Genomic DNA, 20,724 nt, shown 5'->3' on the forward strand with positions numbered 1-20,724 from the left:
ACCCTGGGTGCCACCGCACGAGCGGGCCATCGATCACCGGCGACAGGCTGGTCGGACGGGCACGGGCCGTCGGCGGGTCAGGGGAGCAGGTCGCTGGCGTGCCGGCGGTAGAGATCGGCGACGAGATCGGGGTCGGGGGCACCACCGGGAGGCATGATCGCACCGATGTCGGTCATGAACGCGAGCCCGGCGCTGCCCGGTGTCCACAGACCCAGGACCCGCACCGGGGATGCGTTCGGGTTGGCGAAGGTGTGCCGCACCCCGCGCGGCGCCAGGCAGAAGGTGCCCGCGGACGCCTCCACCGGCTCCTCATGACCGTAGGTGAGCAGCAGCGTGCCCTCCAGGACGTACAGCGCCTCGTCGAAACCATGGTGGGCATGCGGTACCGGGCCGGCGAAACGCGCCGGGACGATCATCTCCGCGGCGGCCAGCGAGTCCACCCCGGACGTCGGCTCGGCCAGAACGGCCATCGGCTGCCCGGCGTAGGGGAAGGTGCGGGCGTCCACCGGACGGATCACCGTGCCATGTGTCATACCTGATTGTCCGCGCGGGGACGCGGGGCGGCCGACGTGGCCGGGGCGCCGGAGGGCTGGGGGACCGCGATCGCGCAGGGGTTACCGGGCGGGGGGATGCACGGTTCGCATTCGGCTTCGACGGTGACGTGGGTGATGCCGTACCGGGCGGCGAGCATCGCGCGGATCTCCCCGGAGACCTCACGGGCCCGCGCCAGACTCGGATGCCCACCGTCATCGCCGTCCCCACCGTCGAGATGACCGAGGGCCACATGCACGGACGCGGCGAACACCCGGTCGGACAGGCCCCACACATGCAGGTCGTGGACGTCCAGGACGTGCTCGTGGCCGAGGATGTCGGCGCGCACGGCGGCGACGTCCAGGTTCTCGGGGGCCGCCTCGAGCAGCACCCGCGACGCGCTGACCAGCAGCCGCACCCCCTGGGCGGCGATCAGCAGGGAGATCGCCAACGACACGGCCGGGTCCAGCCAGTACCAGCCGTCCACCAGCCAGATCACCAGCCCGGACGCGGCCACCGCCACCGACACCGCCGCGTCCCCGCTCAGGTGCAGCACCGCGGCGCGGGTGTTCAGATCGGCGTCACGTTCACGCACCGCCAACGCGCATCCCCCGTTGATGGCGGCCGCGACCAACGCGACCAGCACCACCAGCGGCCCGTTCACCGTCTGCGCCGACCCGAGCCGGCGCAGCGCCTCCACCGCCAGCAGTGCGGTGACCACCAGGATCGCCGCGGCGTTCGCCTGCGCGGCGAGCACCGGCCAGCGCAGTCCGCCGAACGTCCGGTGCGCGGACGGCGGACGCTGCGACAGGATCAGCGCCACCAGCGCCAACGCGACCCCGGCGGTGTCGGTCAGGTTGTGCCCGGCATCCGCGAGCAGCCCGATCGACCCGGCCGCCACCCCCGCGATCGCCTGCACCACCACGATCGCCAGGTTCAGCCCCGTCGCCACCCACAGCCGCCGCCGCTGCGCCGCGGTGGCCCGCCCCACCGCCGCCCCATGCTGATGCCCATGCCCGCCATGCCCATGACTGTGGCCATGTGTGGTCATGACATCGCCGCATCCTGCGGCCGCACGGCGGACGGGCCCGGCGCACGGCCGGCGGCCGGCTCCAGACCGGCGTCGAGGTCGGTGTCCGCGTCGAGGTCGGCGACGAAGCTGTGCAGGTGGTCGGGATCGACGGCGAGCACCACGTCAAGCAGGTCACCGAGGGCGTGGTGCAGCTTGGTGTCGGCGAGTTCGTAACGCTGGCGGCGCCCCTCCGGCGTGGCGACGACCAGACCGCAGCCGCGCAGGCAGGCCAGATGGTTGGACAGGTTCGTCCGACTCACCCCGAGCACCTGCGCGAGCTCGGACGGATACGCCCCACCGGAACGCAGCACCAGCAGCAGCCGGGCCCGCGTCGGATCGGACAACGCATGCCCGAACCGAGCCAGAACCTCCGCCGAGGAGGCGACAGTCATCACCCCCCGACAGTACAGCCGACGCTGACGTCAGCCAACCCTGAACCATCCATCCGGGCGACCACCCACCCCGCCGGACTGTCCGACCGTCCGCCAAGCGAGCGACGGACTGTCAGGCGTCGAACAGGGCGCTGACGGACTCGCCGTTGTGGATGCGACGGATCGCCTCGGCCAGCGGCGGCGCCACCGTCAGCACCGTCAGCTCCGGCACCCGCTCCCCGAGCGGCACCGGCACCGTGTTCGTGCACACGATCTCGGCGACCTCCGGCTGGTCGGCGATCCGCTTGAGCGCCCCCGACGAGAACAGCCCGTGCGTGCACGCCACCCGCACCGACCGCACGTCCAGTTCCCGCAACCGCTCCAACAGCTCCAGCACGGTGCTGCCCTTGGCGATCTCGTCGTCGAGCACGATGACGTCCTTGCCGGCGACCTCCCCGATGACCGCGGAGATACTCACCCGGTCATCGGCGAAACGCTGCTTGGCACCGGCGGCGACCCCCACCCCGAGCATCCGCGCGAACGCCGCGGCCTCCTTGGCGTTACCCAGGTCCGGCGAGACGACCACCGTGTTCGACAGATCATGCCGGCGAAAGTGCTTGGCCAGCTCCCGCAGGGCATGCAGATGATCGACGGGAATGCTGAAGAACCCGTGCACCTGCGGGGAGTGCAGTGTCATCGCCAGCACCCGGCTCGCCCCCGCGGCCACCAGCAGGTCGGCCACCAGCCGTCCACCGATGGAGATCCGCGGCGCGTCCTTCTTGTCGGAACGCGCGTAGGCGTAGTGGGGAAGCACGACGGTGGTCCGCGCCGCCGACGCACCCCGGGCCGCGTCCAACATGAGCAGCAGCTCGACGAGGTTCTCCTGCACCGGAGTCACAAGCGGCTGAATCAGGAACACGTCGCGCTCCCGGCAGTTCGCCGGCAGCTGCACCTCCAGACAGTCATTGGCGAAACGCTGCACCAGAACCCGGTGCAACGGCACCCCGAGATGGGTGCAGATCTCCTCGGCGAGGCTGGGGTGGGCACTGCCGCTGAAGACGGCGATGTCGCGCACGGACTGCTCCCTGTCCTGTTCTCCGGGTCCCGCGACGCTGCGGGCCGGTGGGACGTCCCACCCCGACACAGCACATGGCGCTGCACGGCCTGGCCGGACGTCCTGGATCGCCCCGGATGCTACCTAGCCGACCCCCGTTCACGCCCCGTTTCCCGGCAAGGCTCACCCTCGGAGACACACAGCGCACAGCCCGCGCGCCCGCCACACGTCAACCGGCGCGCAGGGCATCACGCAGGGCGATCCTGGTACCGGAACGTCGCACCGCGTTGCCGTACACCCGACCGGCCAGCCACACCAACACGACGATCATCACCACCGTGAGCACCACCGCCACCACCACCTGCCACGCCGCCACCGCGCCCACCCCGACCAGCATCGGCATCAGGATCGGCGCGAACAGCGGAATCATCGCCAACACCAGCACCAGCGTGCTCTCCGGCGACGCCGGCAACACCGTCAACCCCACCATGTACGGGATGATCAACGCCACGATGATCGGCATGGTCACCCCGGTGGCGTCCTCCTGCCGGCTGACCAGTGCCCCCGCCCCCGCGAACAGCAGCGCGTACATCGCGAACCCCAGCAGATACCACAGCAACGCCGTCGCCACCGCCCCCACCGCCAGCCCCGCCGGCATGTCCAGCTGCCCGGTGGCCAACCCCAACCCCAACCCGACCACGCCGATCAGCGTCAGCTGCGCCAACGCCACCACGCCGATCCCCAGCACCTTGCCCGCCATCAGCTGCCACGGCCGCACCACCGCGAGCAGCAGTTCCACCACCCGGGACGACTTCTCCTCGATCACCCCCTGCGAGACCTGCGGCCCGAAAGTGATCAGCGAGACGTAGATCAGCCCGCCCGCGAGCATCCCCAGCAACAACCGTGACCCCGACCGGTCCTCATCCGAACGCAGCGCCGTCACCGCCACCCCCGCCGTCTGGACCGCCCGCCCCACCGTCGCCGGATCCCCACCCAGCGACGCGATCTGCCCCTCCAGCGCCGTCTGCCGCGCCGCCACCGTCAACACCGACCCGAGCGCGTCGCCCAGCTCGTCCTTCACCGCCACCCGATAACTCCCGGACGCGGTGACCTGCGCGAACGCATCCACATCCCCATCCAGGACGGCCCGACTCCCCGCCGCCGCGTCCGCCACCGTGCGCACCTGGACCTTCTCGCCCAGCGAACGCCCCGCCGCCACGATCGAGGCGGCCTGCCGCCCGTCGGCCGCCGTCAGCGCCACCGTCCGCGTCGGGGGCGACCCGTCCACCGCGTTGAGGATCAGCACCGTCGCGGCGATCGCCACCACGAACAACCCCGTGATCACCTGAAACGCCCGGTTCCGCAGCCGCAGCGTGATCTCCCGCATCGCCACCAGCCGCAGCACCCGAGCCGACCCCACCCCCTCCAGCGCCGGCGCCGCCTCCAGTTCCCGCTCGCCGACCACGCCACGCTCACCCACACCGCCACCGCCGCCCATGCCGCTCACGCCGCCCCCTCCGGTCCCGCAGGTCCCGCAGGTCCCGCCGACGGCGCCGAAGCCGTCGACGATCCGGACACCGACCGTTCGGACCCGTCCGGTGGCTCGGACCTCTCCGGCCGCTCAGGTGCGCCCACCCGCGCCTGCCCTCCCGCCTGTCCTGGCTCCTGCGACTGGACGGCATCCACCGACGACGACGGCACGGGAATGGAGACGGCGCGCCCGGTGGGGCCCACGGTCACAGGGCTCCCGTCGGCCTCGTCGCTGACGCCGACGGGAGCGTCCGGGCTGGGCGCGGCCGGGTCGGCGACGACCTGGCGGAACAGTTCGGCCAGCGACGGACGGCGCCGACGGAACTCCCGCACCGGACCCAGCGCCAACGCCGCCCGCAGGATCACCTGATCGTCGGCGTCCGCCGCGAGCTCGACCACCGTCGACGCCCCCTCGGACGACCACCCCAGCACCCCCGCCAGACCATCCGCCCAGCCCCGGGGCGCACCAGGGACGTCCACGACGAGACTGACCGGGCCGGCCGAACGCAGCGCGTCCACCGTGTCGCAGGCGACCATCCGCCCGGACCGCACGATCCCCACCCGGTCACACAGCCGCTCCACCAACTCCAGCTGATGACTGGAGAACACCACCGGCACCCCCGCCGCGCGCCGCTCGGTGAGCACCTCGCTCATCACGTCCACCGCGACCGGGTCCAACCCGGAGAACGGCTCGTCGAGGACCAGCACCACCGGGTCGTGCACCAACGCCGCCGCGAGCTGCACCCGCTGCTGGTTACCCAGGCTCAGCTTCTGCACCTCGTCGTCACGGCGCTGCGCGACCCCCAGCCGCTCCGTCCACCGTTCGACCGCCCGACGCGCCGCCGCCGGACCAAGCCCGTGCAGCTGCGCCAGGTACCCCAGCTGCTCGGCGACCTTCATCCGCGGATACAGCCCGCGTTCCTCCGGCATGTACCCGATCCGTCGCCGGACGGCCAGATCCAGCCGCGTCCCGTCGTAGCGCACCTCACCGGCGTCCGCGGCGAGCACCCCGAGAATGATCCGCATCGTCGTCGTCTTGCCCGCCCCGTTGCTGCCCACGAACCCGAACAGCTCACCGGCCCGCACCTCGAACGACATCGCGTCCAACGCCACGACCTCGCCGTAGCGCTTGGACACCCGATCAATCTCCAGCCGCCCGTCGCCCATCCGCCCACCTCTCCACCGCCCGTCCACCGACGTCCCTGTCCCGACGTCCGATGGTGCGACGACCCTGTTCACGGACCCGCTATAGCCGATATCGCCCACGACGACCGCACCGTACCGCCGTGCCCCGTTCACGGCATCCCCGACTGATCGATCCTCTTCCCGGCTCACCCCCCATCCAAAGCCCCCACCAGCAGGTTCCGAGCCAACGAATCACCCACCCGACACCCCGACGACGCACCCCGTCGACACCTCTCCCTACCGTGCGGCCGCGCCCCTGCGTCCCCGCTCCGCGGTACCCATCGTGTCGCGCCGGCCACCGAGAGACGCAGTGATCTCCCCCGACCAGCCCAGACCAAGCCCTTGGAGGGCAGGGGGTTGTTCCGTGTTGTTCTTATTTGTTCTTGATCGTTTTCGGGTTGGCCGGGACGTCGTCAACACCGTTGATTATCTTGCTGGTGGAAGCGGGGCGAGACCGACGCGGCGTGACCGCGGTACGGGGACGGACGCTTGACCCTGACACCGTGTGAGGTCATAGACCGGTGGAACCATGTTGAGCATCGGAGATGTCGCCCGCCACGGCAGGGTGTCAGTACGCATGCTGCGCCACTACGACGCGATCGGCCTGCTGCGCCCCGCCCGGGTGGACCAGGCCACCGGCTACCGCTCCTACACCGCCGCCCAGCTCGCCCGACTGCACCGCATCGTCGCGCTCCGCGGGCTCGGGTTCGCCCTGGCGGAGGTGGCGCAGCTCTTGGACGAGCAGGTCAGCGCCGAGCAGATGCGCGGCATGCTGCGCCTACGCGAGGCCGAACTGCACGCCCGGATCGCCGCCGACACCACCCGCCTGGACCAGCTACGGGCACGTCTGCGAACCATCGAGAGCGAGGGAACCATGACCACCATCGATGTCACCATCAAGGCCCTTCCCGCCGCGCGGGTCGCCGAACTGACCGGCACCGCCCGCGGCATGGAGCCCCAGTCGATCGGCCCGGTCGTCCGCGGCCTGTACGACCGGCTCACCAGCGCCCTGACCCGGGCGTCCCTGGAGCCCACCGGCCCCGCGATCGCCTACTACGTCGAGGCCGGCGACGACGAGCACGTGGAGGTCCACGCCGCCCTGCCGGTCAACGCCCCCTCCCCCACCACGCCCCCCTTCCCCGTTGCGTCCTCGTCCTCGCCCTCGCCCGCCGTCTCGCTGCCGGACGGCGTCACGATCGTGGATCTCCCCGCCGTCGAGCAGGCGGCCACCGTCATCCACGAGGGTTCGATGGACGACTGCCTGCCCACCTACCAGGCCCTCGCCGTCTGGATCGAGAACGCCGGCTACCGCGACGCCGGCCCCGGCCGCGAGATCACCCTCGCCTTCTCCCCCACCGACCCCGCTTCCTGGATCACCGAGATCCAGCAGCCCGTCACCCGCGCGTAGCACCCCACCGAACCCCACCCAGAGGGACGCGCCACCTTCCGTGGTGCGAAGCCGTCCATCACCGCGGGGTCAGGCATACGGCCGGGGTGTGAAGGTGGACGCGGCGGGCGGTGCGGACCGCGGTACCCCTTCTCGTGTGGGGATCGTCAGCTCGTCTCCGCCTTCCCGCGCCGCCGGCGGCGCGGGTCGCGCGGTGTCGGCGGCGGCTTTGAGCCGGCTGTAGATCTCCGCGGCCAGGGCCTGGGTGTGGCGGGGTTCGTGGTGACGCCGGAAGGTGTCACCAGCGACGTTGAAGTAGGTTCCGGCGCGTTCTCGGCGTTCGGTGAGGTTCAGCGTGATCCGGCGGCCGGCGGGTGGCGCCTCGAGGTCGAGCAGCGCCCGCAGCACGTCGCAGTGCGGGGAACGCAGCGAGGCGACAGCGGACACGATGAGCCGATGTGCCCGCTGCGCCCGGTACACCGGATGCTCCCCGTCGCCGTGGGGGCGCCCCGGGGCGAGCAGGTCCAGCAGCTCGGGCTGGTCGAGCAGGTCGGTGGGCAAAGCGATCCCCGGCCGGTAGGCGCGGGCCAGCAGACGGCCGAGGCGTGCGGGGTCAAGGTCGCTCATGCGGCGCTCTCCTGGGGGCGAGCTCATACGGGCGGGATAACGCTGCCCGGATCTGATGGTGGCAGCCAGCGGTCGGCGGTGTTGCCGGGTTCCCGCCAGGTTGACGCCGGGTTGTGTGCCCGGACCGCCAGCACCACGACCAGCAGCTACTCGGTGCCGGGTTCCCGCCGAGACCACGCCGCCTGGGGTTCGGGACATCCGACGGGATAGCGCCGGGTTCGTGGACTGCACTGCCACCCTCGGGCATGGAAACCTCCGAGAGCCGGGGCGGCCTTCGGGGAGCGGGGCCGTTAACTTCTCACCGCGACGGCCAGGTGATCGAACCGCCTTGGACGAAGACACCCTCGGGTGAAAGAACGTCAACGATGTTCTCTGACGCACAAGGCGAGAGGAACTCCATGGCCGAGGACAGCCCGACCCCCACCATCCCCGACGACGTGCCCACCTCCGTGGTCTACGACATGGCCACCGAGACCGCCACCCACCTGTCGGCCCATTACGTGCAGCTCTCGCGGAGCGCCGCCACCGAGGACGAGCGTCAGCGCTGGTGGACCAGGGTCATCGAACTGCGGGACGCGAAGGACGCCGTCAACGCCCACGACCGCGCCACCCTGCTCGCCCGAATCTCCGCATGGACGGCTGAGATCCGCGCGCTGGACGAGGAGCACCGTGGCTGACCGCGACCCCTACGAGTTACCCCCGGGCCAGATGAGCCCACACGTCCACCGTCTGATCGTCACCAACCGGACCGGCGCCGACCTGTACGTGAGCGTCCGCCAGGCCGGCGGCTGACTGGCACGCCAGCAGGACGTCGGCTCCAGTTCGTTGCCACCGATCAGGTCACCGCGACGACGTACAAGGGGCTGGCCATCGCCATCACGGATGCCCGGACCATCATCCCGATGTCGAGCAGCGCCGGCGGCCAGCGGCTGCTCGGTACCCGACCCAGTGGAACGCGCCACCTTCCGTGGTGCGGAGCCGTCCATCACCGGGGTCGAGACTGGCAGAGTCGCGTGTTTGAGTGACCTGAATTCGCCAGATCGATACCGATGATCGTTACTGGCCGTAAGGGCGATCGACGCTCCTACGTGACGGCCGGCGGAGCCAGTCGTATCTTGCCGTGGTCGCCGGAGGCGCCTGAAGGCCCGCCGCTGACTGGCCGTTGATTGCGAGCTGGGTGTGCGGACCGCCCGACCGCTTATCGAGGATCATGCTCGGTCGAGTGTCGCGTATCCCATGGCTCGCCCGGCGACCGCGCGGGCTGCTCGTAACGCCCGAGGGTCGAACCGGCAGGTTGGCGTCAATCCTAGGTTGACGCCGACCTGCCGTCAACCTAGGGTTGACGCATGGCGGAGCTGAAGCGAGAGCCTGACCTGGTAGACGCGCAGACCGGCGTGGGCCACGCGAACGAGCCGCATCGTGCGCGGCGGGTGGCGCAATCGTTCGGCGTCGACGCCGCGCGTTATGACCGGACGCGGCCGAGCTACCCGGAAGCGTTGATCGCGCGAGTGGTGGCGGCCAGTCCCGGGCCGCGGGTGGTCGACGTCGGCTGTGGCACGGGCATCGTGGCCCGCCTGTTGCGCGCGGCGGGCTGCCAGGTGCTGGGAGTCGAGGTGGATGCACGGATGGCCGAGTTCGCGAGACGGGGCGGGCTGGAGGTGGAGGTCGCGGCGTTCGAGGACTGGGAGCCGGCGGGCCGGGCGTTCGACGCCGTGGTCTCCGGCCAGTCCTGGCACTGGGTGGATCCGGCGAAGGGAGCGGCGAACGCGGCACGCGCACTGTGCCCGGGCGGTCGACTGACCGTGTTCTGGAACGCCTTCGCGCCCCCGCTCGAGATAGCCGAAGCCTTTGCCTCGGTCTACCGGCACGTCGCGCCCGACCTGCCGTTCAGCCCATGGGCGGCCCCCACCCTCGACGCGGATGCCTCGCTGGCCGCCAGGGCCGTCGACGGGATGCGAGCCGCCGGCGATTTCGGCGACGCCGAACAATGGCGGTTCGGCTGGGAACGGACGTACTCCCGGGACGACTGGCTTGACCAGGTACCCACGCACGGCGGCCACCACCAGCTCCCGACAGCCCAGCTGAACCAGCTGCTGGCCGGTCTCGGCGCCGCGTTCGACGTGTTTGGCGGCAGCATCACGATGCCCTACGTGACCCTGGCGGTCACGGCCGAGCGCACCGGGTAACTGGGGGGCGAGACTGGCAGAGTCGCGTGTTCGACTGGCGCGTATTCGGCGTACTCCTCATGTCTGGGTGTCACTCCATGTGTCGGTTGACCTGGGTGCTGGAGGTTTCCCGGCGGCTGGGAGCTCGTCACCCGGGCCAGCGCAGGACGTGGGGTGCCTCGGGTAGTTCGTGGTCGATCAGCACGTGGGCGTGGTCTCGAGGTGCGGCGGAGGCCTGGTAGAGCTGTTGGCCGGGCAGATAACGCGCCTTGTAGCGTTCGCGGACGGCGGCGGGCGAGCCGAACAGGGCGACGTCACGCTGCAGTGCGCGGCGTAGCGACTCGGCGGGGCTGATCTGGAGGAACACGGTGAGGTCCCAGTAGCCGCGTAGCTCGTCGCGGAGGAGGAAGACGCCGTCGACGATGAGGACCGCGTCGCTCGGTGCTTCGCGGACGGGGCTGTCGAGCGGGGAGTCGTTGAGATGGTCGAACGCGGCCGTGCGGTAGCGCCGGTCACCGGCCAGGCTCAGCGGGTCCAGGAGAAGGCGTCGTATGGCGGTGTAGTCGAACGCGTCGAGGAAGTAGCCCTCGGGGGACAGCGACCCTCGGCGGCGACGCGTGGTCTGGGGCTGGTGGAAGCCGTCGACGCTGGCGCGGATGACGGGTCGGCCTCGGTCGGTCAGCGTGCCAGCGAGCTCATCCGCCAGTGTCGTCTTGCCGGCTGCGTCGGGGCCGTCGATCGCGACGCGCAGTACCCGGTCCGGGCATGCGCCCAGCAGCAGGTCGGCGAGCGAGCTCACGACGCGGCTGCGGGAAGGTTCCGAAGCAGGATCGTCGATCATGTGACGTGACGGTAGCGAGGAATCGCCCGGTCATCGGCTGTGCTCGCCGGGGGTGTAGTGAGCCCAGGTTCCGCCGGCGTCGGCGTGGTGCCATTGGTGGTGGTCGGGTGGTAGCCGAGGGCCTGGGCGACGACCGGGGCGGGAACCTGCAGGACGAGCTGGCGCAGCGTGGCGGTGCGGGCGGTTTGGGCCGGGATCCCGAGGGCGCGGATCTGGTCAAGCAGGCTTCTGAGGTGCAGTGGCTGGCCGGCGCGGCGGGCGGGGAACAGCCAGCGGCTATCCGGGTTCGTGGCGGTGGTCATGTTGTCCCGGTTGGCCTCGGCGTCCAGCAGGAGGGCGGCGAATGGTTCGGGCATTGGGACGGGCAGGTCATCGAGAAGATCTCCGGCAAGCTCGCCTCCCGACCCGCCCTCGACGCACTCCTCGAGCGCTTGGCGCCGGGCGACCAGGTCGTGGTCACCCGGCTACGGCGCATCGGGCGTAACCATCAGCACCTGCTGGACCTGTCCGCCTGGTTCGACACCCACCAGGTGGACTTCGTCGTGCTCGAGCAGGGCATCGACACCGCCACCCCGATCGACCGGCTGTTCTTTCGGATGATGGCCGCGCTCGCCGAGTTCGACCGCGAAGCCATCGTCGAGGGCACCCTCGAAGGCCTCGTCTCCGCCCGCGCCCGCGTCGGCGGGCGGCGACCCAAACTCAGCCAGCGTCAGCTCGACCAGGCCCAGCACATGTACGACACCGGCGAGCACACCGTCGACGACATCGCCCAGACCTTCGCCGTGCGCCGCTCGACGATGTACCGCCACCTCGCCGCCCACAAAGACGGCCGCGACTGTGTGCTCGTCGTCTACCGCAACACCCGCCCCGGCAAGATCGAAGCGGACACCAACCGCCGCTACGGCGAAACCGGCCAGAACGAAAAAGTCCAGCTCGACGCCGACCGCAAATGGTGGCCCATCGCCCCCACCCGCCGCCCCCACGTCAAAGGCTTCGTCTACGTCGTCGACGGCACCGTCACCCGCATCCGCGCCGTCGACCCGACCGGCCGCTGGTACGACGACGACCGCGGCTACACCGACGCTCCCCTCACCGCACCCCTGAGCGCCCTGCAGATCGCCGAGCAGTTCCCCACCCTCGACCTGCGCCTCGGTGACCCCCGCCCCACGTACGCGGCAAGATCCGCGAATATCTCAGCCTGTGAGCGTCCGCTGGTACCGCAGGTCGCGCACCGTGATCCCGCCTACGGCGTCGTCGCGGACCGCGCCGTCGGGCTCCCAGCCCCGATGGGCGTAGAACCCGATCGCGCGGGTGTTGGTGTCCAGGACCCACAACGTCGCCGAGGTGAAACCGGCCGCGCCGAACGTGCGCAGCGCCGCCGCCATCAGCTGACCTCCCACACCCCGCCCCCACGCGGCCGGAAGCACGTAGAACGAGCCGACCTCACCCACCCCACTCGAATCCTGATCAAGGTCGGCGCTGGGATACAGGGACGCGAAACCGACCACCTCACCGCCGTCGTCGGCGACCAGAACACCTCGGCCCGGCCACGCCGCCTGCCCCACGACCGCCGTCCACCGCGGCACCCGCTGCACCGCACGCAGCCCGTCGAGCAGCGACTGCGACAACAGTCCCCGGTAGCCGACCTGCCAGGACAACACATGCACCTCGGCGACCTGTTCCACATCACCGACACCAGCCGGACGCACCAACACACCACGATCATCCCACCAGGCCATCCGGTGATCCGCCGACCAGCAGACCGATCACCGAAGACCTAGATCACCGCTAGCGCCAGCCGCTGCACGCAATCCTCTCGACCCCCGACGAGCCGGGTCCGCGTGAGGCGCGTGCGGCGTGCCCGTTGATCAGTACTAGGTGTCTGCGTCGCCAGCACCTGGTGACGCAGAGGCAGCGCCGCCGCCTCGGGGGATGACGGCGGCGCCGGCGTCGGCCTACATCTGGTACAGGGGCGGGACCGCGATAGGCACGATCACCACGATGATCCAGATGATGACGCGGATCAGTCGTTCCTGCTCCTCGGTAAGACCAACACTCCGCCAGTTCCAGGTTGTTGATGCCATGGTTCTCCTCCAACGAGCCGGGAGGAGGCGTGGCGCGGAAACGTGTCCCGCACGACGACACGCGCACCACCCCGGGTCCGCTTTTCCCGAGACGGCCATGCGGCTCGAGGAAAGCGCCCCTGACGCTCGAGGTGGGCGCCTGATCTACCCGGCAACGTTGGACAGGCGACATCACTGGAACTGACAGAACTTTCGACGATCGATACCAGCGGTTGGTTCCTAAGCCGCGCCAGCCAGGCGGACAGCCCAGCATCGATCTCCGACGGCACATATCACCTCGTCGGTGATCGTCCCAGTCTCCGCCAGCGTCTCCCGGCTGATGCCCAGGCGCACGGCGACCGCGAGCAGACCGGCCTGGATGGCCTCCAGTGTGGTGTGCTCGGCCAAGAGCGCGTCCAGGGCCGCGGACATGTCGGCCATCTCCGCCAGGGGTGCGCGGCGGGCCTCGGCATCCACCTCGGCGCGCAGGGCGACGAGGTGGACGAGGGCCTGGCCGGCGAGCGCGTCCAGAACGTCGGCCGCGGTCGGGGTCGGCGCCCCGTCCGGAGCGATCCAGATATCACCGGTGGCCTGCAGCACCCGCTGGGCGATCGCGGCGGCACCGTATCGCCGGGCGACCGCCTTGGGGGTGTTGCCGTGCCGTGCGGCACGCCGCACGGCACGCGGATCCGCCACCAGACGGGCCACCACCTCCGAGTCCAGCGGCGCCCCGGGACGCTGCCGCTGCCACCACATACCGGCACCGTAGCGGCAGCGGCCGCGGACTGTCCGGCGGCTCCCGCACCCCGCGTCAGGGGCCGGGCTGGTGGATGCCAGGTGGGTGTGCTGTTGCGGGGTCCGCAGCCGCGAGACACCGGCGGGTTCCGACGGTGTGACCGCCCCCGCCTGTTCCTGCTCCTGCCGGTCTGTGTCGGCGTGGAAGGGGTGTGCGGGGTGGCGGCCTGGGTCTGTTCGCTGTGCGGCGGGGTTGTGACGTTTCGTGGCGGTGGTGGTGGCAGGGTGGGTGGTTATGAGCGCGGGGGATCGGACGGCCGGCCACACCGCACCACGACCGGCGGTGGGTGGGGTGGATGTCTTCGTGTCGTATACGGGGGCGGATGAGGGGTGGGCGACGTGGGTCGCCGAGGTGTTGGAAGCCGCGGGTCAGGTGGTGCGGATCCAGGCGTGGGACTCCCCGGCGGGGGAGAACTTCGTGGTGTGGATCAGTGAGCAGATGGAGGCTGCGGCGCGGACGGTCGCGGTCTGCTCGCCGGCGTATTTCGTGTCGCACTGGTGCACCCAGGAATGGTCCGGGGCGCTGGCCGGGCGGAAACTGACCCCGCTGCGGGTCGCGGACTGTGCGATCCCGGCGGTGCTGGGCACGATCGGCTACCGGGATCTGCACGGCGTCGACGAGCCCACCGCACGACGCCGGCTCCTCGAAGCGGTTGGGGTGGCCGCCCCGGCCCGGGTCTCGGCCGGTTTCCCCGGCGGGGTACCAGGACAGGCCCTCCCCCGGAGTTATCTGGCGGTCGAGGCTCTGGCCGGCAGTGGAGACGCGGGCGTAGCCGGTGAGGGCGGGTTCGAGAGCGAGCGGATCATCGAGGCCGACCCCGATGGGTAGATCACCATGCACCACGATCGGAGCGCGGCGAGCAGGTCCAACGCGCCGCTGATCGCACTGGCTGTCTCGGTGGAAATGAGCCGGGCGCGGAGCAGGGGTTGGATGAGGAGGATAGATCACCCGGCCGGTCGGTCGGCGCGCACGGCGTCACCCGTGAGAATCCCGTGGTCGGACGGGGTGGCGGGACGTGAGAGGTCAGTGGTCGGACGGGGCGGCGGGTTCGTGGGCTTCGCCGTCGGGGCTGGCGATGACGACGGTGTAGCCGTCGGGGTCGCGCAGCCACAGCTCGCGGTGGGCGGGGCCGTTGCCCTCCCCCGGCGGCGGATTGCGCACGGGGCCGCGGACCACCTCGGCGCCGAGCGCGGCCGCGCGGGTGACGACACCGTCGAAGTCGGACGTCTCGCCGAACCAGAGGAGCATGCCGTTGCCGACCGGCTGTGTGGCGTCGCGGATGCGGCCGTGGTCGTGTTCGGTCTCGTCCCGGTGCAGTTGCAGGACGAGGGTGCCGTCGGCGAGCAGCCGCTCGTAGTGCGGCCCGCCATGGTCGCTGACCAGGCCAAGCAGCTCCTGATACCACCGGCTGGCCGCCTCGACGTCACGCACCGCGATCAGCGTCTGCGGCTGTGTCACCCGTGCGGGTGCGACCAGCCCGATCCGGTTACCCGCCGGATCGTCGACCTCCGCCAGCCACCGCTCGCCCCCGTCCAGGTACGGCGCGGTGCGGACCACTCCCCCGCGTGCTGTGACCTGGTGCAACGTCCGATACAGGTCGTCGACGCAGAGCCACAGCAGCGCGCCGGCGTCCGTGGACGGCGTCCGCCGCGTCGTCCACTGGCCGATGAGGCCCGGTGCGGTGAACCCGTCCTGGCCGGTCTCGGTCGTCCAGCCGAACACCGCGCCGTAGAAGGCCGCGGACGCCGCCACCTCGACCGCTGGTAGCTGCAGGTAACCGAGCTGGCCGTGCCGCGGATGCCCGCCGCCGAAGCCGGTCGTGTCCGTCATGGGGGCAGCCTCCCATGAGACGTACCGGCTCGTTCGCGATCTACATCCGTCAGATCATTTTATGAGCATTAGCTGCGCGGGATGCCGTCAACACCGTTGATTATCTTGATAGCCAGTCGACGGCGCCGGCTCTCACCAGGGAACTTGCCATCCTGGAAAGTTGGGCCATACTTTCCACTATGGAAAGTTCGCATGTTCCCAGTCCCGACGACGCGGCCGCGGCACTGCTGGCGGCCGAGCGTTCGCAGGCGGATCTCGTGGCGGGGCTGCGGCTCCCCCGCGGGTTCCTGCCGAGCCTCGCGGCGGCGATCGCGGTGCAGATCCTGACCGCGGCGATCGTGGTCGTGGTCAACGACGGGGTGGCCCAGAGCGTCGCCCTGCTGGGAGCCGCGCTGTTCGTGCTGGTCGCGGCCGTGCAGCTGGTGCGGTTCCGGCGGGTGAACGGCGCGTGGGTCGCGGGGCTCGCCCATCAGGTGATGCTCGGCTGCACCACGTGGTCGACCCTGGCCTACGGCGGCGGTCTGGCCGGCGCGGCGTGGGCCGGATTCGCCGACCGGTGGTGGCTCGCCGTGCTCTGCGCCGCGGCCGGCGGGGCCGGTTATGCGGCGAGTGGGGCACTGTGGATCCGTCGTTACCGCGGCGACCCGCAGGGCCACACCCAGCTCACCGCGCCGTGGACGGCCGCGGCCGCCGCCCTGGTCCTGCTCGCCGCCGCCGGGCTGGGCCTGCTGCTGCTGGCCGGCTGAATGTCCACGCCATCCACGCCCCACGCGGCATCCGACATGGGTCTGGACGCGCTGCTGAACGCCCCGGTGCGGCTACGGCTCGCGAGCCTGCTCGCCGCCGTGTCCGAGCTGGAGTTCGTGACGCTGCGCGAGGCTCTGGGTGTCAGCGACTCCGTCCTGTCCAAGCAGGTCACGGCGCTGACCCAGGCCGGCTACGCCCGCAGCCGCAAGGGCACCCACCAGGACCGTCGCACCACCTGGATAGCCCTGACCCGCCCAGGCCACGAAGCCCTGCGCGCCCACGTCGCCGCTCTGCGCGCCATCATCGCCGACGTCGACTGAGCCGCGCGGGCGTTGCCGCGTGGGTGTTCCCGGAGCCTTCTCCGAGTGATCGCCCGCGCGGTCACCGGCGCGGTCCGAGCTCCCGGCCACGACCGTTCACCGCCGCCCGGCCGGGGACCGCGCCGGCTGACGCGGCCGGTCAGCGAAAGCGGCCGACAGCGCCGTACATGTTGACCTGGCTGTCCGCCAGACCGGCGGTGGCGATACCCGAGGGGTCGTCGGCGAGGAAGTCGTCGATCTCCGCCTCGGTGAGGCCGTCCTCGTCGACACCGGTGCCCGCCACTGTCGTCGTCCTACCGGGGACGACAGTGGCACCCGCGGCGCCCGCGGGTGCGGTGTCGGGGCGCCAGCGGTGGACGGGGACGATGCCGGGATCGACCAGCTCGAGGCCGTCGAAGAAGCGGGCGAACTCGTCCCGGCGGCGCAGCTGCACGGCGATGCCACCGGCCCGGTAGGCCGCGGCCCCCTGCTCGCTGATGGCCGGGGCGAAGTCGGGGGTGCCGTGGCTGACGACGAGACAGCTGCCCGCGGGCAGGGCGTCCAGCAGCCGGCGCACGAGGGTGAACGGTTCGCCGGTCTCGGTGTCGGGCAGGAAGTGCAGGATCGCCAGCACCGACAGGGCCACCGGCTGGGACAGGTCGAGGGTGTCCCGAAGTTCGGGGGCGGCCAGGATCGCGTCGATGTCGCGCAGGTCGGCGTCCAGGTAGGCGGTGCGCCCGGCGGGGGTGCTGGTCAGCAGCGCCCGGGCGTGGGCGAGGACCAGCGGATCGTTGTCGACGTAGACGACCCGGGCGTCCGGCGTGATGGCCTGGGCGACCTCGTGCAGGTTCGGCGAGGTCGGGATGCCGGTGCCGATGTCGAGGAACTGGCGGATACCGGCCTCGGCGGCCAGGTAGCGCGCGGCGCGGACCAGGAACGCCCGGTTCGCCCGGATCGCCCGGGCGATGTCGGGGGCACCGGCCATCGCTCGCTGGCCGGCCTCCCGGTCGGCGGGGAAGTTGTCCTTACCGCCGAGGAAGTAGTCGTACATCCGCGCCGTGTGCGGCTGGTCGGTCTTCAGATCCACTGGTTTCCGCTCCCCCGCGCGTGGACGAATCCACGCCATCCGTCCACCGGCACCCACACCACCGTCAGCCATCGCCGCCCCTTCGCCCCGCTCGCCGCCCGCAGCGCACGACCACCCGCGACGCTGTGCGGACGGACCGCTGCCGGGACGCATCTCGTAGACCGAAGACGAACAACTCGTTCGCTTAAGGCAACCGTACCGGTTCGGTACCCATCGCATCGAGGAGCCCTCCCTGCCCGCCCCTGTGCGCCAGGCAGGTCGTGCACCCTGCCACCGGAAGGGCGGGTTCCCCATGATCCGAGCGTTCGTTCTCCGCACCCGGAAGGCTGCTCGCCGACAAGAATGACTCTGCGGCCAGCAGATCCTTTCTGGCCGCGACGAACCATCCACGCGGATCCAGGCTCGAAAGTCGATAACATGTTTTCGACTTCCGGGAGTCCGACGCCCGGGATAACTCTGGGCGGGGGCTGGAGTGAGGGTGTACACGGGGGCCGGTGAGCCGGCCCCCACAGCATGGGCAACAACCGGCGCGGTGTTTGTGTTCGTGCTGGTGGGGGCGCTCTTCGGCACGGTGGGCCTGACCGGCAAAGTCGCCGATGGCTCACATCATCCACTTGATGTGGCGCTTGGTGCGGCCGGTGGGCTGTTGTTCCTGGTCGCCGGGGTGGTAGGCCATCTTCGGCGGCCGGAAAACCGGACCGGTCTCCTCATGACGCTCGTTGGCGTCGGGTTCTTCGGAGAGGATCTGCGGTTTTCCCATACACCTGTGGTGTGCACGCTGGGATATCTGCTGCCGCGGGCATCGGGTGGCATCCTCGTTCATCTGGTCCTTGCCTTTCCGAGCGGGCGGCTGCGGACGTGGGAGCGGCGCTGGGTCGCCGGTGTCGGCTACGGCGCCGCGTTCGGGCTGACCGGCATCGAGGCTCTGTTCACCGGGCCGACCCTGGGGGAGGCCGTACACGCGAACCTGCTCCTGGTGGCGGACCTGCCCACGGTGGCGATCGTCCTCGACCAGGCGGTGCAACGGGTCGGCGCCGCCGTCGCAGTGGCGGTGTGTGTCCTGCTGGCCCGGCAGTGGCGCGACGCGGGGCCGCCAACCCGTCGGCTGCTGACCCCGGTGTTTGTCACCGGCCTGGTCGGCGGCGCGTCGACACTGGTCAGTGGGCTCTTCGACGCCTACGCGAAGACACCGCTCGCGTTGCAGGCGGTGTACTGGGCTGCGTTCGCGTTGCTACCAGCGGGATTTCTCAGCGGCCTGTTGCGACTGCGGCTGCGCCACGGCGCGGTCGGCGAGCTGCTGGCGCGCATGGCCGATCCGGCCTGTGCCGGCGACCTCGGCGGCGTGCTCGCCAACACGTTGGGCGATCCGACCCTGCAGGTGGCTCTCTGGCAGGCCGACCCGGGCCGCTACGTGGATACCGCGGGACGCAGGGTGGTCCTCCCGCTGACCGATCCGTCCCGGGCACACCGGCTCATTCACCACGGGGAGCAGCCGATCGCGGTCCTGGTGTGTGACGCGGCGCTGTCCGAGGAACCGCGTCTGCTCGACGCGGTCGCCGAGGCTCTGCGACTCACCCTGGCTCACCAGCAGCTGACCGCGGTGGTCCGTGATGTGCGTCGGCGGGCTGTGGCCACGACCGACAGCGAGCGACGTCGATGGGAACGGGATCTGCACGACGGCGCCCAGCACCATCTGGTCATGGCGCTGTGGACGTTGCGCGAGGGACATCGCCAGCTCGGCGAGCCGTTGCCTCCCGAGGTCGCGGCCCTGCTCCAGCGCAGCGCCGACCAGCTCGACGAGGTTCTCGGCGCCCTGCGCGACCTTGCCCGGCGTATCCATCCGGTGCTGCTCGGCGATGCCGGGCTCGTCCCCGCCGTACGGGCCCTGCTCGAACGCACACCGCTGAGGGTCACCCTCGAGGTAGGGGTGGACCACCGCGACGGGGTCCCATCCCCCAGATCGGCACCTGCCGCCGTCTCCCGCCGGGCGACACACGGCACACCGAACGGCGGACCGGGCGGCCTGGCGGTCAGCTGCCTGGAACTGCCCCGGCTCGCCGAGGACATCGAGGCCGCGGCCTACTTCGTGATCGCCGAAGCCCTCACCAACGTCGTCAAACACGCGGCGGCCCGAACCGCCACCGTCGCGATCACGTATCGGCCCGGCCCGCGGCTCCTGATCGTCGAGGTGACCGATGACGGGGTCGGCGGCGCGGACGCCAGCCTCGGCACGGGCCTGCGCGGCCTGCACGATCGCGTAGGCGCCCTGGGCGGTCAGCTTGTCGTGACCAGCCGTCCCCGCAGCGGCACCCTGGTGCGGGCAACGATCCCCGATGCCTGAGCCTGACGCCCAGCACGTCGCACGGGCCACGACAGTGGTGCTGGCCGACGACGCGGCCCTGTTCCGCCAGGCCATCGGGGTGCTGCTGGAGTCGCACGGCCTGCGGGTCGTGGCCCAGGTGAGCGATGCCGCCCGGTTGCGTGACGCGGTGTCGGCCATGCTCCCGGACGTGGCGATCGTCGACATTCGGATGTCGCCGACGGATCGCCTCGCCGGACTGCGGGCAGCGGTGGAGCTGCGCGCCCGCCACCCCGAGGTCGGGATTCTGCTGCTGTCCCAGCATCTGGAGTCGCACTATCTCGACGTTCTGTTCCCTTCCGGCGCGTGTGGTGTCGGCTACCTGCACAAGGACCGGGTCACCGGTGGCGAGGCCTTCGTCGACGCGGTGCGCCAGATCGCCACGGGACGCAATGTCATCGACCCGGCGGTCGTCGATCTGATGATCGCCCACCGGGACCGCCAGGGCGGCCTGCCCGATCTTGCCCGGCAGGAGCGCGCGGTGCTCGCGCTGATGGCCGAGGGCCGATCCAACCAGGCGATCGGCAACCAGCTGAACCTGGGGAGGCGGACGGTGGAGAGCCACATCAGCACGATCTTCACCAAGCTTGGTCTCGCGCAGGCACCCGACGATCACCGCCGGGTTCTCGCTGTCCTCGCCCACCTGCGCGCCCACCCCTGACCGCGCGACACCGCCCCACCTTCCACGATCGCGCAACCGTGCTGGCACGGATGCGGCGCCGCACCGGTCAGCGGATTCTCCTGGCACACATCGTGAACGGAGGTTCATGCCATGACAGG

General features: G+C 71.0%; 23 protein-coding genes and 1 pseudogene. 10 read left to right on the top strand and 14 right to left on the bottom strand.

Features of this window, described 5'->3' with window-relative positions:
• Positions 1–77: 77 nt before the first annotated feature.
• The 6 genes from MXD59_RS16495 to MXD59_RS16520 all read right to left on the bottom strand — a co-directional run bounded on the left by MXD59_RS16495 (position 78) and on the right by MXD59_RS16520 (position 5,725).
• The gene (locus MXD59_RS16495) at positions 78–533 is read right to left on the bottom strand and encodes a cupin domain-containing protein (RefSeq protein WP_248825605.1); all 456 of its coding nucleotides are present in this window, start codon (positions 531–533) and stop codon (positions 78–80) included.
• Positions 530–1,582, bottom strand: coding sequence for a cation diffusion facilitator family transporter (locus tag MXD59_RS16500; protein WP_248825606.1), 1,053 nt, complete (start codon positions 1,580–1,582; stop codon positions 530–532). The genes MXD59_RS16495 and MXD59_RS16500 overlap by 4 nt, the downstream gene beginning before the upstream one ends.
• Positions 1,579–1,995 carry an ArsR/SmtB family transcription factor gene (locus tag MXD59_RS16505; protein WP_248825607.1) on the bottom strand — a complete coding sequence of 139 codons (417 nt, stop codon included), beginning with the start codon at positions 1,993–1,995 and terminating at the stop codon, positions 1,579–1,581. The genes MXD59_RS16500 and MXD59_RS16505 overlap by 4 nt, the downstream gene beginning before the upstream one ends.
• 112 nt (positions 1,996–2,107) lie before the next feature.
• Positions 2,108–3,049, bottom strand: coding sequence for a ribose-phosphate diphosphokinase (locus MXD59_RS16510; protein WP_248825608.1), 942 nt, complete (start codon positions 3,047–3,049; stop codon positions 2,108–2,110).
• Positions 3,050–3,257: 208 nt separating this feature from the next.
• Positions 3,258–4,526, bottom strand: a complete 1,269-nt coding sequence (locus MXD59_RS16515) for an ABC transporter permease (protein ID WP_248825642.1) — start codon at positions 4,524–4,526, stop codon at positions 3,258–3,260.
• A gap of 5 nt (positions 4,527–4,531) precedes the next feature.
• Positions 4,532–5,725 (bottom strand): ABC transporter ATP-binding protein, encoded by a 1,194-nt coding sequence (locus MXD59_RS16520; RefSeq protein ID WP_504858355.1) that lies wholly within the window; start codon positions 5,723–5,725, stop codon positions 4,532–4,534.
• 547 nt (positions 5,726–6,272) lie between these two features.
• Here MXD59_RS16520 and MXD59_RS16525 point away from each other — a divergent pair.
• Positions 6,273–7,151: a MerR family transcriptional regulator gene (locus MXD59_RS16525; protein WP_248825609.1), complete on the top strand. Its 879-nt coding sequence runs from the start codon at positions 6,273–6,275 to the stop codon at positions 7,149–7,151.
• A gap of 69 nt (positions 7,152–7,220) precedes the next feature.
• Here the strand turns inward: MXD59_RS16525 and MXD59_RS16530 are convergent, their stop codons facing one another.
• On the bottom strand, positions 7,221–7,757 hold the full coding sequence (locus MXD59_RS16530) for a hypothetical protein (protein WP_248825610.1): 537 nt from the start codon (positions 7,755–7,757) through the stop codon (positions 7,221–7,223).
• A gap of 398 nt (positions 7,758–8,155) precedes the next feature.
• On the opposite strand from MXD59_RS16530, the gene MXD59_RS16535 reads away from it, so the two are divergent.
• From MXD59_RS16535 to MXD59_RS16540, 3 genes are all read left to right on the top strand, one after another.
• Positions 8,156–8,434 (top strand): hypothetical protein, encoded by a 279-nt coding sequence (locus tag MXD59_RS16535; protein ID WP_248825611.1) that lies wholly within the window; start codon positions 8,156–8,158, stop codon positions 8,432–8,434.
• The gene (locus tag MXD59_RS26515; protein ID WP_283097001.1) at positions 8,427–8,549 is read left to right on the top strand and encodes a hypothetical protein; all 123 of its coding nucleotides are present in this window, start codon (positions 8,427–8,429) and stop codon (positions 8,547–8,549) included. Before MXD59_RS16535 ends, MXD59_RS26515 begins: the two co-directional genes overlap by 8 nt.
• A gap of 554 nt (positions 8,550–9,103) precedes the next feature.
• Positions 9,104–9,943, top strand: a complete 840-nt coding sequence (locus MXD59_RS16540) for a class I SAM-dependent methyltransferase (protein WP_248825612.1) — start codon at positions 9,104–9,106, stop codon at positions 9,941–9,943.
• A 127-nt stretch (positions 9,944–10,070) separates the two neighbouring features.
• Here the strand turns inward: MXD59_RS16540 and MXD59_RS16545 are convergent, their stop codons facing one another.
• Positions 10,071–10,763, bottom strand: a complete 693-nt coding sequence (locus MXD59_RS16545; RefSeq protein WP_248825613.1) for a nucleoside/nucleotide kinase family protein — start codon at positions 10,761–10,763, stop codon at positions 10,071–10,073.
• Between MXD59_RS16545 and MXD59_RS16550 the strand changes: the two are divergent.
• A pseudogene (locus tag MXD59_RS16550) lies at positions 10,688–11,569 on the top strand (recombinase family protein); the annotation flags it as partial. The gene MXD59_RS16545 and the pseudogene MXD59_RS16550 overlap by 76 nt on opposite strands.
• Positions 11,570–11,956: 387 nt before the next feature.
• Here the strand turns inward: MXD59_RS16550 and MXD59_RS16555 are convergent.
• The 3 genes from MXD59_RS16555 to MXD59_RS16560 form a co-directional block, all read right to left on the bottom strand.
• Positions 11,957–12,502 (bottom strand): GNAT family N-acetyltransferase, encoded by a 546-nt coding sequence (locus MXD59_RS16555; protein ID WP_248825614.1) that lies wholly within the window; start codon positions 12,500–12,502, stop codon positions 11,957–11,959.
• A gap of 216 nt (positions 12,503–12,718) precedes the next feature.
• A complete protein-coding gene (locus tag MXD59_RS26520; protein ID WP_283097002.1) occupies positions 12,719–12,847 on the bottom strand; it encodes a hypothetical protein in 129 nt (42 codons plus the stop codon).
• Positions 12,848–13,066: 219 nt separating this feature from the next.
• Entirely contained in the window at positions 13,067–13,582 is a 516-nt protein-coding gene (locus MXD59_RS16560) for a hypothetical protein (protein WP_248825615.1), read from the bottom strand.
• Positions 13,583–13,856: 274 nt separating this feature from the next.
• Between MXD59_RS16560 and MXD59_RS16565 the strand changes: the two genes are divergently transcribed.
• Positions 13,857–14,450 carry a toll/interleukin-1 receptor domain-containing protein gene (locus tag MXD59_RS16565; protein WP_248825616.1) on the top strand — a complete coding sequence of 198 codons (594 nt, stop codon included), beginning with the start codon at positions 13,857–13,859 and terminating at the stop codon, positions 14,448–14,450.
• A gap of 195 nt (positions 14,451–14,645) precedes the next feature.
• Here MXD59_RS16565 and MXD59_RS16570 read toward each other — a convergent pair whose 3' ends face one another.
• Positions 14,646–15,452: a VOC family protein gene (locus tag MXD59_RS16570; protein WP_248825617.1), complete on the bottom strand. Its 807-nt coding sequence runs from the start codon at positions 15,450–15,452 to the stop codon at positions 14,646–14,648.
• Between the two features lie 179 nt (positions 15,453–15,631).
• Between MXD59_RS16570 and MXD59_RS16575 the strand changes: the two genes are divergently transcribed.
• On the top strand, positions 15,632–16,198 hold the full coding sequence (locus MXD59_RS16575) for a hypothetical protein (protein WP_248825618.1): 567 nt from the start codon (positions 15,632–15,634) through the stop codon (positions 16,196–16,198).
• Between the two features lie 36 nt (positions 16,199–16,234).
• On the top strand, positions 16,235–16,519 hold the full coding sequence (locus MXD59_RS16580; protein ID WP_163550692.1) for a transcriptional regulator: 285 nt from the start codon (positions 16,235–16,237) through the stop codon (positions 16,517–16,519).
• A gap of 139 nt (positions 16,520–16,658) precedes the next feature.
• Here the strand turns inward: MXD59_RS16580 and MXD59_RS16585 are convergent, their stop codons facing one another.
• Positions 16,659–17,657 (bottom strand): SAM-dependent methyltransferase, encoded by a 999-nt coding sequence (locus MXD59_RS16585; protein WP_248825619.1) that lies wholly within the window; start codon positions 17,655–17,657, stop codon positions 16,659–16,661.
• Between the two features lie 529 nt (positions 17,658–18,186).
• Positions 18,187–18,345, bottom strand: a complete 159-nt coding sequence (locus MXD59_RS16590) for a hypothetical protein (RefSeq protein WP_248825620.1) — start codon at positions 18,343–18,345, stop codon at positions 18,187–18,189.
• Between the two features lie 9 nt (positions 18,346–18,354).
• On the opposite strand from MXD59_RS16590, the gene MXD59_RS16595 reads away from it, so the two are divergent.
• Together MXD59_RS16595 and MXD59_RS16600 are read left to right on the top strand one after the other, a co-directional pair.
• Positions 18,355–19,926, top strand: a complete 1,572-nt coding sequence (locus MXD59_RS16595) for a sensor histidine kinase (protein WP_248825621.1) — start codon at positions 18,355–18,357, stop codon at positions 19,924–19,926.
• Positions 19,919–20,605: a response regulator transcription factor gene (locus tag MXD59_RS16600; RefSeq protein WP_248825622.1), complete on the top strand. Its 687-nt coding sequence runs from the start codon at positions 19,919–19,921 to the stop codon at positions 20,603–20,605. Before MXD59_RS16595 ends, MXD59_RS16600 begins: the two co-directional genes overlap by 8 nt.
• The last annotated feature ends 119 nt before the right edge of the window (positions 20,606–20,724 follow it).

Origin of the sequence: Frankia umida, assembly GCF_023242945.1 — a bacterium.
Lineage (GTDB): Bacteria > Actinomycetota > Actinomycetes > Frankiales > Frankiaceae > Frankia > Frankia umida.

Bases quoted from the DNA above. Each gene is read 5' to 3' on its own strand.
- MXD59_RS16495 (WP_248825605.1), bottom strand. From the start codon at position 533: ATGACACATGGCACGGTGATCCGTCCGGTGGACGCCCGCACCTTCCCC.
- MXD59_RS16500 (WP_248825606.1), bottom strand. From the start codon at position 1,582: ATGACCACACATGGCCACAGTCATGGGCATGGCGGGCATGGGCATCAG.
- MXD59_RS16505 (WP_248825607.1), bottom strand. From the start codon at position 1,995: ATGACTGTCGCCTCCTCGGCGGAGGTTCTGGCTCGGTTCGGGCATGCG.
- MXD59_RS16515 (WP_248825642.1), bottom strand. From the start codon at position 4,526: ATGGGCGGCGGTGGCGGTGTGGGTGAGCGTGGCGTGGTCGGCGAGCGG.
- MXD59_RS16520 (WP_504858355.1), bottom strand. From the start codon at position 5,725: ATGGGCGACGGGCGGCTGGAGATTGATCGGGTGTCCAAGCGCTACGGC.
- MXD59_RS16525 (WP_248825609.1), top strand. From the start codon at position 6,273: ATGTTGAGCATCGGAGATGTCGCCCGCCACGGCAGGGTGTCAGTACGC.
- MXD59_RS16530 (WP_248825610.1), bottom strand. From the start codon at position 7,757: ATGAGCGACCTTGACCCCGCACGCCTCGGCCGTCTGCTGGCCCGCGCC.
- MXD59_RS16535 (WP_248825611.1), top strand. From the start codon at position 8,156: ATGGCCGAGGACAGCCCGACCCCCACCATCCCCGACGACGTGCCCACC.
- MXD59_RS16540 (WP_248825612.1), top strand. From the start codon at position 9,104: ATGGCGGAGCTGAAGCGAGAGCCTGACCTGGTAGACGCGCAGACCGGC.
- MXD59_RS16545 (WP_248825613.1), bottom strand. From the start codon at position 10,763: ATGATCGACGATCCTGCTTCGGAACCTTCCCGCAGCCGCGTCGTGAGC.
- MXD59_RS16555 (WP_248825614.1), bottom strand. From the start codon at position 12,502: ATGGCCTGGTGGGATGATCGTGGTGTGTTGGTGCGTCCGGCTGGTGTC.
- MXD59_RS26520 (WP_283097002.1), bottom strand. From the start codon at position 12,847: ATGGCATCAACAACCTGGAACTGGCGGAGTGTTGGTCTTACCGAGGAG.
- MXD59_RS16560 (WP_248825615.1), bottom strand. From the start codon at position 13,582: ATGTGGTGGCAGCGGCAGCGTCCCGGGGCGCCGCTGGACTCGGAGGTG.
- MXD59_RS16565 (WP_248825616.1), top strand. From the start codon at position 13,857: ATGAGCGCGGGGGATCGGACGGCCGGCCACACCGCACCACGACCGGCG.
- MXD59_RS16570 (WP_248825617.1), bottom strand. From the start codon at position 15,452: ATGACGGACACGACCGGCTTCGGCGGCGGGCATCCGCGGCACGGCCAG.
- MXD59_RS16575 (WP_248825618.1), top strand. From the start codon at position 15,632: ATGGAAAGTTCGCATGTTCCCAGTCCCGACGACGCGGCCGCGGCACTG.
- MXD59_RS16580 (WP_163550692.1), top strand. From the start codon at position 16,235: ATGGGTCTGGACGCGCTGCTGAACGCCCCGGTGCGGCTACGGCTCGCG.
- MXD59_RS16585 (WP_248825619.1), bottom strand. From the start codon at position 17,657: ATGGCTGACGGTGGTGTGGGTGCCGGTGGACGGATGGCGTGGATTCGT.
- MXD59_RS16590 (WP_248825620.1), bottom strand. From the start codon at position 18,345: ATGGGAAAACCGCAGATCCTCTCCGAAGAACCCGACGCCAACGAGCGT.
- MXD59_RS16600 (WP_248825622.1), top strand. From the start codon at position 19,919: ATGCCTGAGCCTGACGCCCAGCACGTCGCACGGGCCACGACAGTGGTG.